This is a genomic window from Pleurocapsa sp. PCC 7319 (genome assembly GCF_000332195.1).
In the GTDB taxonomy this organism is placed as follows: Bacteria; Cyanobacteriota; Cyanobacteriia; order Cyanobacteriales; family Xenococcaceae; genus Waterburya.
On sequence record NZ_KB235922.1, the window covers coordinates 6,307,422 to 6,322,880 of the forward strand.

Annotated in this window: 11 protein-coding genes; 8 read left to right on the forward strand and 3 right to left on the reverse strand. The window is 39.9% G+C overall.

Going from position 1 to position 15,459, the window contains the following annotated elements; translation table 11 throughout:
• Positions 1-70: 70 nt before the first annotated feature.
• Positions 71-1,339, reverse strand: a complete 1,269-nt coding sequence (hemW, locus tag PLEUR7319_RS0132680) for a radical SAM family heme chaperone HemW (protein ID WP_019509463.1) — start codon at positions 1,337-1,339, stop codon at positions 71-73.
• A 243-nt stretch (positions 1,340-1,582) separates the two neighbouring features.
• On the opposite strand from hemW, the gene PLEUR7319_RS0132685 reads away from it, so the two are divergent.
• The 5 genes from PLEUR7319_RS0132685 to PLEUR7319_RS0132705 all read left to right on the forward strand — a co-directional run bounded on the left by PLEUR7319_RS0132685 (position 1,583) and on the right by PLEUR7319_RS0132705 (position 8,408).
• Entirely contained in the window at positions 1,583-2,686 is a 1,104-nt protein-coding gene (locus PLEUR7319_RS0132685; protein ID WP_019509464.1) for a PIN/TRAM domain-containing protein, read from the forward strand.
• Positions 2,683-3,816 (forward strand): cobalt-precorrin-5B (C(1))-methyltransferase CbiD, encoded by a 1,134-nt coding sequence (gene cbiD / locus PLEUR7319_RS0132690; RefSeq protein ID WP_019509465.1) that lies wholly within the window; start codon positions 2,683-2,685, stop codon positions 3,814-3,816. The genes PLEUR7319_RS0132685 and cbiD overlap by 4 nt, the downstream gene beginning before the upstream one ends.
• Before the next feature lie 164 nt (positions 3,817-3,980).
• Positions 3,981-5,588: a glutamine-hydrolyzing GMP synthase gene (gene guaA / locus PLEUR7319_RS0132695; RefSeq protein ID WP_371265408.1), complete on the forward strand. Its 1,608-nt coding sequence runs from the start codon at positions 3,981-3,983 to the stop codon at positions 5,586-5,588.
• Between the two features lie 202 nt (positions 5,589-5,790).
• The gene (locus tag PLEUR7319_RS0132700; RefSeq protein ID WP_019509467.1) at positions 5,791-6,927 is read left to right on the forward strand and encodes a trypsin-like serine protease; all 1,137 of its coding nucleotides are present in this window, start codon (positions 5,791-5,793) and stop codon (positions 6,925-6,927) included.
• A gap of 341 nt (positions 6,928-7,268) precedes the next feature.
• Entirely contained in the window at positions 7,269-8,408 is a 1,140-nt protein-coding gene (locus PLEUR7319_RS0132705) for a trypsin-like serine protease (RefSeq protein WP_019509468.1), read from the forward strand.
• Positions 8,409-8,465: 57 nt separating this feature from the next.
• On the opposite strand, the gene PLEUR7319_RS0132710 is transcribed toward PLEUR7319_RS0132705, so the two are convergent.
• Both PLEUR7319_RS0132710 and PLEUR7319_RS0132715 read right to left on the reverse strand, forming a co-directional pair.
• Positions 8,466-9,383, reverse strand: a complete 918-nt coding sequence (locus PLEUR7319_RS0132710; RefSeq protein WP_019509469.1) for an SDR family oxidoreductase — start codon at positions 9,381-9,383, stop codon at positions 8,466-8,468.
• Positions 9,384-9,393: 10 nt separating this feature from the next.
• The gene (locus tag PLEUR7319_RS0132715; protein WP_019509470.1) at positions 9,394-10,584 is read right to left on the reverse strand and encodes a Coenzyme F420 hydrogenase/dehydrogenase, beta subunit C-terminal domain; all 1,191 of its coding nucleotides are present in this window, start codon (positions 10,582-10,584) and stop codon (positions 9,394-9,396) included.
• A 372-nt stretch (positions 10,585-10,956) separates the two neighbouring features.
• Here PLEUR7319_RS0132715 and PLEUR7319_RS0132720 point away from each other — a divergent pair, with 372 nt between their 5' ends.
• The 3 genes from PLEUR7319_RS0132720 to PLEUR7319_RS0132730 all read left to right on the forward strand — a co-directional run bounded on the left by PLEUR7319_RS0132720 (position 10,957) and on the right by PLEUR7319_RS0132730 (position 15,340).
• Positions 10,957-12,033, forward strand: a complete 1,077-nt coding sequence (locus PLEUR7319_RS0132720; protein WP_019509471.1) for a Gfo/Idh/MocA family protein — start codon at positions 10,957-10,959, stop codon at positions 12,031-12,033.
• A gap of 174 nt (positions 12,034-12,207) precedes the next feature.
• A complete protein-coding gene (locus PLEUR7319_RS0132725) occupies positions 12,208-13,908 on the forward strand; it encodes an iron uptake porin (protein WP_019509472.1) in 1,701 nt (566 codons plus the stop codon).
• 241 nt (positions 13,909-14,149) lie between these two features.
• The gene (locus PLEUR7319_RS0132730; protein WP_019509473.1) at positions 14,150-15,340 is read left to right on the forward strand and encodes an NAD(P)/FAD-dependent oxidoreductase; all 1,191 of its coding nucleotides are present in this window, start codon (positions 14,150-14,152) and stop codon (positions 15,338-15,340) included.
• Positions 15,341-15,459 lie beyond the last annotated feature (119 nt).

Consider the following 15,459-nt stretch of genomic DNA (forward strand, 5'->3'; position numbering starts at 1 on the left):
GAATTGTAAAGCATCTTAGTTAATTTTGAGACTAGGTTAAATGCTCCCAAATAGCACAATAAAAATTTATTTACTCAAATGCCTGAAATAACCTAGATAATATAGTGTTAGAAAAGAGAAAACCCTCTGGGTCTTGAAGACGTAATCTTGCTATTGATTTTAATGGTTCCTCTCGTTCTGTTAGATGAAAGAGTTTTCCATCTTGGCTAATTACTTCTACCCAACCCTGACGATAATAGGGTTGTAAACAAGACCAAATTTTCTCTTTGGTGTCTAGATTAAATTGAGCCAAATCTATTCCTTCTGTTAGCCGTAAACCCAACATCAACGTTTCCAACAAATAGTCAGTAGATGATACTTGAGGTGCATCTACAATTGCACCAGCTTCTAGCCAGGCATAATATTCTCGACGAGTGCGAGGACAAATAAATCTTTTTCCGTTTACGTAACTAGCTGCACCCATGCCAAAGCCGTAATAGGGTTTGTTCTCCCAATACACTCGGTTATGAAGACATTGATAACCTGGTTGAGCGTAATTAGATATTTCATAATGTTCATATCCAGCAGCAGTTAAGGTTTTTTGGGTCAGTCGATACATTTCAGCAGTATCATCATCGTTAGGAAGGGGAGTTTCTCCTGGCTGATATTGTTTACCAAAGGCAGTGACTGGTTCAAGGACTAGGTCGTAGCAAGAGAGATGCTTAGGAGCGATCGCGATCGCCTGAGCTAAAGATGATCGACAATGTTCGATGGTTTGATGGGGTAAGCCAGAAATTAAATCTAAGCTAAAATTTTCAACATTAAGTTGTTTGATAATCGAAACTGCTTCCATGACATCTGCCAGAGTATGGGAACGTCCACAAACTTGAAGCAATTCTTCGTCAAAGGTTTGCACCCCCAGGCTAAAGCGATTAATTCCTATATCTATGTATCCAAGTAGCTTGTCGCGATCAAAAGTACCAGGATCGATTTCCATCGAGATTTCAGCATCGGTAGCAAGACCAAAATGTAAGGCGATCGCTTGGAGAATTTTGCCTAATTGTTGAGAAGATAATAAAGAAGGGGTACCACCACCAAAAAACACGGTTTTTAGAGGATGTATAGTTGATGTTGTTAGCTGAATATCTTTAATCAGGGCAGCAATATAATCTTCAACCATACTTTTAGCAGAATTGACCCCTTTATCTCCCACCACAGAGATGGGAAAATCACAATAATAACAACGACGACGACAAAAAGGAATATGAATGTAAGCAGCAGTGGGAATTACCTTGATAGAAGATTCAGCTACTAATTTAGAATAATGATTAGTTTTAGTTGAAGATATATTGTTGGTCATTACTAAATATTTCAACACCTGAATAATTGTGTTGAGTATGATTTTTCAACGATATTTTTAGGAGCTAATCTATAGCGCAAATGTATCTATAATAGTAATTCTAGATTTATGAGACAGATTTTATTTTAAAATTAATATTTCGGAGCAATATTAAGAACTCCCTCTTTTTGACTACACTCTTGCCAAGAATTTATTACAGTAAAGAGTGAATATATCCATTATTATTTTATTCAACTAAAAAAAATGGTTGATGCCATCATAATTATCATTTGCATTATCGCAGCCGTAAACATCGGATTTGATGGATTACAGTTGCTTCCTCCCGACATCTTGGAAGGAGTATCTAATATCTCAGCTTTGCGCTTCGTGATTGCTGGGTTTGCGACTATTATTGGTCTGGGAATTGGGGTTGCTGTACAAACCACTTATCGTCGCTTAGAACAGCAAATACGCCAAACTAAAATTGAGATTATCATCACTAGGGCGATCGGATTGGTTATGGGCTTATTAGTCGCTAATCTCATGCTGGCACCGATGTTTCTGCTACCCATACCTACAGAGTTAAGCTTTATAAAACCTGCCTTAGCGGTATTGGGTAGCGTAATGTTTTCTTATTTGGGTATTGGTTTAGCAGATACTCATGGACGTACCTTTCTGCGGCTAATTAATCCCAATAGTATTGAATCTATGCTGGTGGCAGAAGGAACTCTAGAAGCTATGTCTACTAAGATCATCGATACTAGCTGTATTATTGATGGTCGGGTTGAAGAGCTACTCAAAACTGGATTTTTGGAAGGTCAGATCTTGATTCCTAAATTTGTACTCCAAGAATTACAAAACCTAGCTGATGCCAGTAATTCCCAAAAACGGATTCGTGGTAGAAGAGGTTTGGATATTCTCAATCAAATGCAGGAAAATTTTCCTGACCGCATTGTGATTAATAAAGCTGACTATGAAGATATTGAAACTGTTGATGCCAAATTAGTCCGTCTGGCGCAAGAAATCAGCGCAACCTTACTGACTAATGATTACAACCTAAGTAAAGTAGCAAACTTGCAAAAGGTACAAATTCTCAATATTAATGATCTTGCCAGGTCATTACGTCCTATCTACCTCCCTGGAGATCATCTTGAGCTTAAAATCCTCAAACAAGGTAAGGAACCAGAACAAGGTATTGGCTATCTAGAGGACGGTACCATGGTTGTAGTAGAGGAAGGAAGCGATCGCGTTGGGGGAGAGATACAAGTAGTTGTTACCTCTTCTCTACAAACCTCGGCGGGGAGAATGATCTTCGCTAAGCCTAAATCTGAATCTGAATCCGAAAACTACTCAAATATCGTTAGTTGAGTCAGAATAATTTGAGCCTGAACGCTGGATATACTTTACCTATTTTTGCTTGCGCCAGTGCGATCGCTGCCTTACGTCATTTACATCAAGATTTAACCCAAAACACGGTAACGGTCAATCTAATCAACCCCAATCAGCAAGCAGACATCACAGTAGAACAAGTAGCTAAAATAGATGAATTTTCGGCGATCGCCATTACCCGTAGCGATCCTGGAGACCATCTCGATCTAACTCGCAATACTCCCGTTTGGGCAAAGGTAAGTCTTACTAATTCCCGCTCAAGTAACCAAATTTCTATTGAGGGTGGTGAAGGAATTGGTCGGCAAGTCAAGGAAGAAAATCAAGCAGCTATCTATAGCTATGCTCAGGAAGTAATCAGAGAAAATCTGCAGCCCCTATTGTATCCTCATGAAAGCATTGTCGTAACTATTATTTTGCCTGAAGGAATCAGACTAGCCAAACGTACCTCTAACGAAGCTTTTGGCGTAGTTGAAGGACTTTCTTTATTAGGAACAACCGGAATTGTCCAACCCCTAATCGCACCCAGTCAATTAGAAGCATACCAAGCCCAGATTAAAGCCAAAGCCAAGTTGTTTGACACTTTAGTATTTTGCATTGGCGAAAACGGTATCGACCTGGCACAAAAATCAGGTATCGACCCCTCAAGAATTGTCAAAACAGCTAACTGGTTAGGCTCTATGTTAGTAACGGCGGGATTAGCCCAAGTCAAATCAATTTTGCTATTTGGCTATCACGGCAAACTGATTAAACTGGCAGGGGGTATTTTTCATACTCACAATCACCTTGCCGATGGCAGACTGGAAATATTGACTGCCTACTGTGCCAAGCTAGGTTTCCCCAGAACTGAAGTTGAGAAAATTTTTAACTGTTCTACTACAGAATCTGCTCTCAACCTGTTGCGTGAGCTAGATATTAATAATAAGGGTAATTTAAGCTGGGTAGAGCTGGTCTATGGACAAATTGCTGAAGCGATCGACCTCAAATCACAGGAATATATCAGCAAATATACTGAAGAAAAAATTTGTGTCGGGTCAGTATTATTTGATCGTAGTCGAAGAATCATCAAAAAAAGCAGCAATGCGACTCTTTTACTATCTGAATTATGTTAATGTATTAAGAATATTTATAAGATACCCATTGTAGAGCAAGAATTCCATCAGAATCATAACCTGTTAGCTACAAAGTTGGTACAAAAGCTCAAGCTTCTTCACATTTTGTTACTTAATTACTTACACAGACTTTCTAGAAGATAGTGACTATTCAGACTGAATCAATCTCTCCCAGTAAACAGACTTTATCCTCCAAGTCTTTAATAGATAGCATTAACCGCCAAAAAATTATTATCATCGATTTTGGTTCTCAATACTCCGAGTTAATTGCTCGTAGAATTCGAGAAACGCAAGTGTACTCAGAAGTTTTATCTTACCGAACTAGTGTTGAAGAGCTGCGTAAACTTAATCCCCAAGGTATTATTCTCTCTGGGGGACCAAATTCTGTATATGATGACAACGCGCCTAAATGCGATCCAGAAATTTGGAGTTTAGGTATTCCCGTCTTGGGTGTGTGTTACGGTATGCAGCTCATGGTCAAGCAGTTGGGGGGAACAGTAGAAAAAGTTAAGTTGGGGGAATACGGTAAAGCGCAACTATTTATTGAAGACCCGACAGACTTACTCACCAACGTCGAACATGGATCGACCATGTGGATGAGTCATGGCGACTCCTGTATTAATTTACCTGAGGGATTTTCAGTTTTAGCCTACACCAAAAATACTCCCTGTGCCGCAATTTCCAACCCCGAGAAAAAATTATTTGGGGTACAGTTTCACCCTGAAGTAGTTCATTCTGAGGGAGGTATTGCTCTCATTCGTAACTTTGTTTACCATGTCTGTGAATGTGAGCCAACATGGACAACTGAAGCTTTTGTCGAGGAATCGATTCGAGAAATTAAAGCAAAAGTTGGTAATAAACGAGTATTATTGGCTCTTTCTGGGGGAGTAGACTCTTCTACTTTAGCTTTTCTTTTACATCGGGCAATTGGCGAACAGCTAACTTGTATGTTTATCGATCAAGGATTCATGCGCAAGGGTGAACCAGAAAGACTGGTAGAAATTTTTAAGCATCAATTTCATATTCCAGTAGAATATGTTATGGCTCGCGATCGCTTCTTGAAACAAGTAGAAGGAGTGACCGATCCTGAACTTAAACGTCGTCGTATTGGACACGAATTTATTAAAGTCTTTGAAGAAGAATCTAAGAAGCTAGGACCGTTTGATTACCTGGCACAAGGAACTCTATATCCAGATGTGATTGAGTCTGCGGACAGCAATGTTGACCCCAAAACTGGAGAAAGAGTTGCCGTCAAAATTAAAAGCCATCATAACGTGGGTGGTTTACCCAAAGATCTGCGTTTTAAATTGGTTGAACCTCTACGGAAATTATTCAAAGACGAGGTGCGTAACGTTGCTCGCGCCATTGGTTTACCCGAAGAAATTGTCCGTCGCCATCCCTTTCCTGGTCCTGGTTTAGCTATTCGTATTGTCGGGGAAGTTACTGCAGAAAGATTGAATATTTTGCGAGATGCTGATTTTATAGTTCGTGATGAAATTAGCAAGCAAGGATTATACCACGACTATTGGCAAGCTTTTGCCGTATTGTTGCCAATTCGGAGTGTTGGAGTAATGGGAGACAAGCGCACTTATGCTCATCCAATTGTGCTGCGCTTTATCACCAGTGAAGACGGCATGACGGCAGATTGGGCAAGAGTTCCCTACGATTTATTGGAAATTATTTCTAACCGAATTGTAAATGAGGTTAAGGGAGTCAATCGTGTAGTTTATGACGTTACTTCTAAGCCTCCGGGAACGATTGAGTGGGAATAAGTTATGCACTGACCTGGAAAATCTGCCTTAACAATCTATCTAGTTTTTTGGGCTGAAATTCTCCTGGCTTGTGAATGTAAAGAAGCGTGTAAATTCTCTCAGCCTTTAACCATAAGGCATTAGGAGATATGGTAGGTTACTCCTAACTTGAATATTTACCAATGAACTAAATATTCAATCCATGTCAGGGGAGTGAGACAAAATGGTAGCGATTAATAATAATACTGAGGAGTCGTTGTCCATTGAACTGGCAGAACCAATAGATCCAGTAGGCAGACTGGATATTGTAACTTCTAGAACAGCTCTTTCAATTCAATTTAACTTTGGTACAGCCACTTTAGTTAGCCCCAACAAAATTCTTACAGCGGCCCATGTAGTTGATCCTGATTTAGATGGTCAAATCGATATTACAGACCTCTCAGAATATTCATTTTTGCTAGGTGACAATCTAGAAACAGGCTCTGAGCAAGAACTAAAAATTTCTCAGGTTAATTTGCATCCATCTTGGGTTGCTTCGGAAGCTAATAGAATCAATGATGTTAATAATGGAGTTAGCTTTAATTCTCGATATGATTTAGCTGTATTGACTTTAGAGAGCAACGTTGAGAATATTGCTCCGATCCCTGTCTCGCCTAATATTGCTGAATTAACAGATAGTGCATCTTTGTTAGGGCAAAAAGGGACCTTAATTGGCTATGGACAATTTGGTAGTCCCTCCGCAACTACTAATGGTGATGGTTTGCGCCGTGCAGCCGAAAATATTATTGATAGTATTGATAATGGATTAATTCGGTTTGACTACGACAGTACTTTTGAGTTTCAACAACAGGAAAATACGGGAATAAATCATCCTAATTTGGATGGCTCTTCACCAGAATTGATATCCGTACCAGATTCTTCGCCGATTCCGATTCCTTTGGAAGGAGGAGTTGGTCAAGGTGACAGTGGTGGTCCATTGCTCGTTGAGTCAGATTTGGGGAATCCTGTTGTCGTAGGGGTTGCCAGTCAATTTATTGATACGGAAGCTATAGGTGGTTTTGCTTCTTCAGGTTATGGATCGGTCTATGTATACTCAGCACTTAATGACCCAGCAACATTAGAATTTCTCGCTGCGGAAAATATAGTAAATCCAGAACCCGCCATTGCGACTAGTGCGGTTGTTGGTAGTGATTTTGAAGCTGTTGACACAGAGTTAAGTGGCAATGATATTTCAGCAACAATCCCTAATCTTGAATTCTCTGAAATTGATAGTAGTCCTTTAGAACAAGCTGATCTTCTTATTTCTCAAGACGAGTTGAATTTAAGTCCAAATCACGATAGCTCAACAGACTTTATTTGAGAAAATTGTGATTGTCCAAAAATTTAACTTTAACCTCTGTGCCCTACGAGTAGTACTTTTTTTACCAAGCACATTTATTTAGCGATCGCTTTAAATAAAGAAGGTTAACTTGAAAATGTCCCAAAAGCTAAAAGCTATTAGCTAAAAACCGATTGACAAACAATACACAGCCTTAACTTGTGATCAATGATGTTAACTAAATAACTTCTTAAGTTAAACGCTTTATTGTACAGTTATTACATCAATTCTTATACATAAAATCATTATATAACTTGAATTCTGAGAGCTGAGAGGTATCAAAACTAAATTTTTAAGCCATATTTTATGGAGTGGTAAACACCATGGTAGCGATAAATAATGATGTTGAGGAGTCAATTTCCCTTGAATTAGCAGAACCAATAGATGCAGTTGGCAGGCTAGATATAGTAACTTCTCGATCAGCTTTTTTTGTTAGATATAACACTGGTACGGCTACTTTAGTCAGCCCCAATAAAATTCTTACTGCGGCTCATATAATAGATCCCGATTTAGATGGTCAGATTGATGTTGAAGATCCCTCAGAATATTCATTTTTGCTAGGTGACGATTTAGACGATTTTGGAGAAGGTGCTGAACAGAATCTGCAAATTTCTCAGGTTAGTTTACATCCATCTTGGGTTGCCTCGGAAACTAATAGAGTTCAGGAAATCGATGGCAAAGAGGTTATTAATTCTCAATACGATTTAGCTGTATTGACTTTAGAAACTAATGTTACTGATGTTCCCCCTATTCCTATTGCGCCAAATATAGTTGAACTAGCAGATAGTGCTTCTTTATTAGGAAAAAAAGGAACTATTGTTGGCTATGGAAAATTTGGCAGTACCTCGGCAAATTCTGCTGGTGACGGTTCGCGCCGTGCTGCGGAGAACATTATTGATAGTGTTGAAAACGGATTAATTCGCTTTGATTATGATAGTCCTTATGAGTATCAACAAGATTTGGATACGGGAATAAATCATCCTAATTTGGATGGCTCTACGCCAGAATTGATACCCGTCCCCGATTCTTCACCAATTCCCATTCCTTTAGAAGGAGGAACTGGTCAAGGTGATAGTGGCGGTCCGTTGCTTGTTGCCTCGGATTTGGGAACTCCTGTTGTCGTGGGAGTTGCTAGTCAATTTATAGATACTGAGGTTATTATTTCTGCCTTATCAGGTTATGGATCGGTCTATGTATACTCAGCACTTAATGACCCAGCAACATTAGAATTTCTCGCTGCGGAAAATATAGTAAATCTAGAACCTGCCATTGCAACTAGTGCGGTTGTTGGTAGTGATTTTGAAGCTGTTGACACAGAGTTAAGTGGCAATGATATTTCAGCAACAATCCCTAATCTTGAATTCTCTGAAATTGATAGTAGTCCTTTAGAACAAGCTGATATTCTTATTGCTCAAGACGAGTTGAATTTAAGCCCAAATGATGACTCAATAGACTTTATCTAAGGCAGAAGTGATCATGTAACTCCGAACTCCGAACTTTGAACTCCGAACTAAAATTATCTACTGTTTTTCAGAGTTAGATTCTGTTCCTGACCACTTAATCTTGTGAACACCATAGAACCGTTTCCAGAATTCGTCTCTTATCCAAGTTGGGAGAACTTTGTTCATGAGGAAGACTAAAATGTTGCCTCCTGTGGCTAAAATATAGCGAGGTTTGGGGTGAGGTTTAGAAATTACTTTAGCGATCGCTTTAGCTGTTTTTGCTGCACTCCAGCCTAGTAAATCGAGTTGAGCATCAATGGCTTCAATATTTTTAAATATCGGAGCATAAGGAGTTTGGTCGTAGTTAGGGATAGTTTCTTGTACTTTTTGCCAAGCTACGCGAAAAAAGTCTGTAATAACTGGTCCTGGCTCGATAATACTAACCTGAATCTTAAAAGCTTTGAGTTCCATCCGCAGTACATCGCTAAGAGCTTCTAAAGCACATTTAGAACAGCTATACATCCCTGCTGCGGGGAAGGGCATTCTGCCCGCCAAAGAACTAACGTTAATAATTTTACCGCCACCCTGCGATCGCATTACAGGAATTAGAGCTTGAGTTAAAACGAAAGGAGCATGAAAGTTAACGGCTAGCTGTTCTTTGGCTGCTGCGGAAGGAATAAGTTCAACGGGTCCCATTAGCCCATAACCGGCATTGTTAACCAAAACATCAACTCGTCCATAATGGGCGATGCTTTTCTCGGCTAAAGATTTTACCTGTTCCACTTGAGCTAAGTCGGTGGGGATTACTAAAACATCAGCATCATGTTTAAGGCATTTAGTTGCCACTGCCTCCAATTGCGATTGATTACGAGAAGCTAAAATGAGGCGAATACCAGTATATTGAATCGCTAAAGTTTCGGCTAAGGCTGCGCCGATGCCACTAGAAGCACCTGTAATTAAAATTACTTGTTTTGCTAGTGTGGTTTTTTGACTCATTCAACTAGAGCTATTCAGGTAGTTTATATTGTCCGACAATTTTTTGAGCATATTCAGGTACGTGCTGCTCTAGCTTCTGGGGATAGTTACGTTTTAAGTAAAGATAGTTGCGGGTAAAGTGAGAATCAATAGAAAAACGTGCATATTCTAATCCTTTGGGACCAATACGCTCGATGACTACTCCCATCATTTTGGCTGCCCACATGGGTAAGGTCACGCCCTTGTCGTAAGCAGGAATACTCTGCTGTACTGCCTGTTGGCGATCGCCTTGAGACGCTACTGGTTGAGTGTTTAATTGGTCTCTTACCAAATCCAGCATTTCTTTACCAGTTTCGTTGCGGACTACAATCCACTGCCAACCAAAAGGTGCACCCATGTAGCCAACTACTAAATCAGCGAGAGAATTAACGTAATCAAAGCAACTCATACAGGAAGGAGCAAACACATCTTTTAACTGATTGGTTTTTAAGCCAAAGAAAGGAACTTTTTCGATAGAGCCATCTTCATGTTTAAAGTGAATCCGAAAGTCCTGCATAAATTCGTAATGCACCACAGTTTCAGGAGATCTACTAGTAGTTTCCAGAAACTTCTGTAACCCTTCACGACTAACGTTATCGACGCAGGGTGTACCCAATACATAGAGCTTTTCTAAGCCTAATTCCTGTTCTACAGCTCGCAATGCTTGTATTTGGCAGCCCACACCAATTACTAACAGGCGTTTCATCCCCGACTGTTCAATCTGTTCTAAGACATTTAAGTTAGGAGAAAGAGTAGGTTTATTCACCTTCGCAGCCAATACTTCTTCGGGTGTTCTAGCAATTACTGGCATAGGCTGAAAACGATCTTCAGCCGTGTTTTGGACGCATACTACTCCTTCTACCAAACCTTGTTCTAGCATTTCACAGGCGATCGTACTGACAATTCCGGTCCACTGCGCACCTTCAATCGGCTTTTTCTTACGGGCAGCCATCATTTCTTGACTGACACCAAAATACCAATCATCTTCATTGTCTAAGTTACGGCTACGACCATGAGCGACTGTTTCTAATTCAGCTATTTGTTGATTGAGAAAAGCGCAAGCCTCTTTGACATAGTGAATATAGTAAGTGTCGCAAAGTCCACATTCACTGCACAATTCTTTAGCCGGGCGACGGCTGCCAGCTTTTAATGCCTTAGCTTTCTTGTGGGAAGAAACAGTCATATATAAAAAAAATTTATTATTGCAATTAGGTAATAACAGTCAGATTAAGACAAGAACCATTAGCATTACAAGACTTGCAAAGTTTTGTAATGAAAAAAACAGCCATAAATTATGGTGATCTCAAAAAAAATTGATGACAGGTTAAAAATTGCCACAATAGTATTTTTTTTGGCTAATTTCTCCGGCAAAATGTGAAGATATATTAATATACCAGAGTATAGATGTTTATCAGGAATATTGAATAATTGGTAGCCCAATTTTAAATTTATTTACAATCGATATCTCTGTGATAGTATCTGGGTGATTCAGCAGGAATGTAAAAATTCAGACCTACTGTATCAATTTTATTGGTGGAGGAGTTTATCTAGTATAGTGCAATCAAATTTTTCTCAGCAACAGCAAAATGGCGGAGCTAGGAACCTTTCTAAACCTCTGAAGATTGGGGTGATTGGGGTAGGGAATATGGGACAACATCATGCTCGTATTCTCAGTTTGCTTAAAGATATTGAGTTGGTAGGAGTATCTGATGCCAATTTGGCAAGAGGTATCGAAATCGCCAGCCAATATCAAACTCATTTCTATGAAAATTACCAAGAATTATTACCTCATATAGATGCAGTCTGTATTGCTGTTCCCACAAAAATTCATCATCAGGTAGGAGTTGATTGCCTTAAAGCTGGCGTTCATACTTTAATTGAAAAACCGATAGCTGCTTCCATTGCTGAAGCAGAATCATTGGTCAATTTAGCTGCCGAAACTGGTTGTATTTTGCAGGTAGGTCATATTGAAAGATTTAATCCTGCATTTCAGGAATTAAGCAAAGTTATCCAGACCGAAAATATCCTCGCCCTGGAAGCACGTCGTCAAAGTCCCTACTCTAATCGAGCTAATGATGTTTCAGTCGTCTTAGATTTAATGATTCACGACATCGATTTGTTGTTGGAGTTGTCTGCTTCACCAGTAGTTAAGCTAACTGCTAGTGGTAGTACGTCCAGTGATTCGGGCAATTTGGATTATGTGACTGCTACTCTGGGTTTTGCCAGCGGAGTAGTAGCAACTCTCACTGCTTCCAAAGTTACTCATCGTAAGATTCGTTGTCTGGCGGCACATTGCCAAAATTCCTTAATTGAGACTGATTTTCTCAAAAATGAAATTTTAATTCATCGTCATCAACAGCAAAACTTGCAGCCGGAACAAAAGCCAATGCTATATAGACAAGATGGTATTACAGAAAAGGTTTATACCAGCAATGTCGAACCAATATATGCTGAAATTGAGCATTTTGTGAGCTGTATTAGTGGTGGGGAACGCCCTTCTGTTGGTGGAGAACAAGCCCTCAAGGCACTGCGTTTGGCCAGCTTAGTTGAGCAAATGGCATTAGATGGTCAAATTTGGCATTCATTAGAAGAGCAGCAAAAAATTGATTCCCCTGCTATCTCAATTTCTTAAGTGTATAAATTTAATTGCAGTTTAAGCATTTAATAAATTCTTAAACTGCATAGTAACCGTTGACTTGGTATTTAAATTGACAAAAAAAATTTTCCTTAAGTACAAGAATAATTTGACTACAGAGCTAATTTAATCTGTATTTGAGTTTTATTTTAGGTGTGAGGAAAATTTAACATGATTAAGATCAAGCACCCCGCTTTGATCGGTACCGTAGCATTATTGCACACAGTTTTGTTTTCTGGTAATTCTACCGTCTCGGCTCAAGAGGTTGATCTATCTAATCCAGATGCGATCGCCAATTATGCAGATTTAGCCGATCCCCTACAGAGTGATGCCAATGTCGAGAGTTCAGCTGACAATTCTCTGGGTCAGGTTACTAACGTAAATCAATTACGAGATGTTGCTCCCACAGATTGGGCTTATGAGGCTTTAAGGAGTTTAGTAGATCGTTATGGCTGTATTGCTGGTTTTCCCAACCAAACCTATCGAGGTAGTCAAGCCCTAACACGATATGAATTTGCAGCAGGTTTGAATAGCTGTTTGAATCAAATCGAGCGTCTGATAGCCTCCAGCGAATCTGTGAGTCAGGAAGATTTAGATGCTATACAACGATTGACTCAGGAATTTGAGGCAGAATTAGCTACTCTAGGGGGGAAAGTTGACGAGCTGGAAAGCCGAACAGCTTTTCTCGAAGATAATCAGTTTTCGACAACTACCCAACTTCAAGGAGAAGTGGTGTTCAACTTGGCAGAAGCTTTTGGGGATGACATAGACTCAGAAACAACTTTCAGCGAAAGAGTCCGTCTCCAGCTAGTTAGTAGTTTTACAGGTAAAGATAAGCTATTTACTCGTTTAACTACCGGAAATATTGGCAATTCTTTCCAGGATGAAACAGGTACGCGGGAAGGTCGCTTTGCCTTTGATGGTCCTGGCGATAATAGTATTACTATTGACCGTCTCCACTACAATTTTCCATTACTTAATGACAATCTGAAGGTCACTGCCATGGCAGGCTTGGCTGCTCATCACTTCTATGCTGAAACCTTCAACTCCGGTTTAGACGTTGGTGGTGGTGCTAATGGTGCGTTAACTCGTTTTGGTGAGCGTAACCCTATATATCGTCAGGGAATTGCCAATTCATCCGCTGGTATTGGTGCGACTTATTCCTTTGGAGACTTTGTAGAAGTTTCTGGGGGATACATCTCTCCTACTGCATCCGATCCTAATGATGCTAACGGTCTTTTTAACGGTAGTTTCTCTGCTCTGGGTCAAATCGCTGTTACTCCCATTGAACCTCTGAAAATTGGTTTTACCTATGTTCGAGGTTATGATAACGAGCAAGCGGGACTGGATGATGCCGGAGATCCTGCTGGATTTCGCGGTTCTTTCTTATGGGGTGCTACTGGTACTAACTTTGCCAATTTCCGAGGCGTAGGTGTTACGAATGAACCGATAGCAACAAACTCTTTTGGTGCGCAATTCCAGTTTGATATTACCCCAACAATTAGTGTTCGTGGCTGGGGTGGCTTTACTGATGCCAACATTATCAATAGCGGTGGTAATGATGATAATGGCGATGCCGATATTTGGAACTACGCTGGTGCATTGGTAGTATCAGACCTGATCAAAGAAGGTAGTATGGCAGCCTTAATTGTTGGTGCTGAACCCTATTTAACATCAATTGATGCTGATGGTGATGGTAACGATGAAACTATTACTAATGATGTTCCTATTCACCTTGAAGCTTTATATAAGTATCAGCTAAACGATAACATTTCGATCACTCCTGGTCTTATTTGGCTTGCTACTCCCAACCAAGATAGCAACAATGATGATATCTTTATCGGTGCTTTGAGAACTACATTTACTTTCTAGAATTTGCGAAACCGTTTGGTAGGGCAATAATCAAACGAAAAATAATTTGAGGGTTAAAGACTGAGTATATTCAAGCTCGGCTTTAATCCTTTTTTTGTCTCACCTTTAACTAGCTATTAGCTATTAGCCGTTAGCTCTTAGCTAATAGCTGACCGCGAAGCGGTTTTAAAATTCAGACTTAGCTAGAATTAACATAAGTTAATCAAAATAGTCGGCTCGTTGGTGCGAGCTCTACATTCTTATGAGCGAAAAATCCCGTATTTGTATCATTGGCGGAGGCTTTGGTGGGTTGTATACTGCTTTGCGTCTTAGCGAATTTCCTTGGGAAAGCGAACAAAAACCAGAAATAACTTTAATTGATAAAAGCGATCGCTTTTTGTTTTCGCCCTTGCTATATGAACTAGTTACCGAAGAGATGCAAAGTTGGGAAATCGCTCCCCCGTTTGCTGAACTATTGACAAATACAGGTATTATTTTTCATCAAGGCTGCGTTACTGATATTAATATTGAAGCCAAACAAGTCACCGTAAAGGACAAGGGAATAATTGAGTACGATAAATTAGTTCTCTCAACGGGAGGTAAAACTCCTGTAGACATTGTGACTGGAGCCAAAGAATATGCTATTCCTTTTCGTTCTCTTGATGATGCCTATCGTCTTCAGGAGGAATTAAGACTACTAGAAGAGGCAAACCCAGATAAGATTAGGGTGGCAGTAGTTGGTGGGGGCTATAGTGGAGTAGAGTTAGCCTGCAAACTAGCAGATCGTTTGGGTGAAAAGGGCAGAATTCGAATTATAGACCGTGGCGATCAAATTCTGAAAGATAGTTCGGATTTTAATCGGGAAACCGCGATCAAAGCTTTAGAGAAAAATCACATTTGGCAGGATTTAGAAACAGAAGTCGCCCAAGTTGATGCTGATAGTATTTCCCTCGTCTACAAAGGACAAACCGATACAATCCCTGTTGATTTGGTGTTGTGGACAGTGGGTAATCAAGTACCAGAGTTGATCACAAAGCTTCCTCTAGAGCAGAATGACCGGGGATTACTCGAAATTGAGCCTACCCTACAAGTAAAAGGTCGGGAGGATATCTATGCCCTTGGAGATGTGGCAGACTGTTACGATACTGACGGAAAATTACTTCCCGCTACGGCACAAGTAGCTTTTCAGCAGTCTGACTATTGTGCCTGGAACCTCTGGGCAGATGCGACTAATCGCCCTTTATTATCCTTTCGTTATCAGCCTTTGGGAGAAATGATGACTTTGGGAATAGACAATGCCACTATTAATGGTTTAGGTCTCAAATTAGATGGACCCTTCGCCTATGTCGCTCGTCGATTAATTTATCTCTATCGTCTGCCAACTTTGAAACATCAGCTCACGGTAGGACTAAACTGGATTACACAACCCATAGTTGAGTTGTTGTCGTCTTAGGTGGAGTCTTTGAGTTGACTAAGACAGAAATAAAAGTATTTTATATTACAATTACTTCGATTAGTAGTATACTTTGTTGACGGGAATAGTGTTTTACCTCTCTAATCCTTAATCTCAAA

Coding starts and splice junctions, on each gene's coding strand:
- hemW (WP_019509463.1), bottom strand. CDS start 1,339: ATGACCAACAATATATCTTCAACTAAAACTAATCATTATTCTAAATTA.
- PLEUR7319_RS0132685 (WP_019509464.1), top strand. CDS start 1,583: ATGGTTGATGCCATCATAATTATCATTTGCATTATCGCAGCCGTAAAC.
- PLEUR7319_RS0132700 (WP_019509467.1), top strand. CDS start 5,791: ATGGTAGCGATTAATAATAATACTGAGGAGTCGTTGTCCATTGAACTG.
- PLEUR7319_RS0132705 (WP_019509468.1), top strand. CDS start 7,269: ATGGTAGCGATAAATAATGATGTTGAGGAGTCAATTTCCCTTGAATTA.
- PLEUR7319_RS0132710 (WP_019509469.1), bottom strand. CDS start 9,383: ATGAGTCAAAAAACCACACTAGCAAAACAAGTAATTTTAATTACAGGT.
- PLEUR7319_RS0132715 (WP_019509470.1), bottom strand. CDS start 10,584: ATGACTGTTTCTTCCCACAAGAAAGCTAAGGCATTAAAAGCTGGCAGC.
- PLEUR7319_RS0132725 (WP_019509472.1), top strand. CDS start 12,208: ATGATTAAGATCAAGCACCCCGCTTTGATCGGTACCGTAGCATTATTG.
- PLEUR7319_RS0132730 (WP_019509473.1), top strand. CDS start 14,150: ATGAGCGAAAAATCCCGTATTTGTATCATTGGCGGAGGCTTTGGTGGG.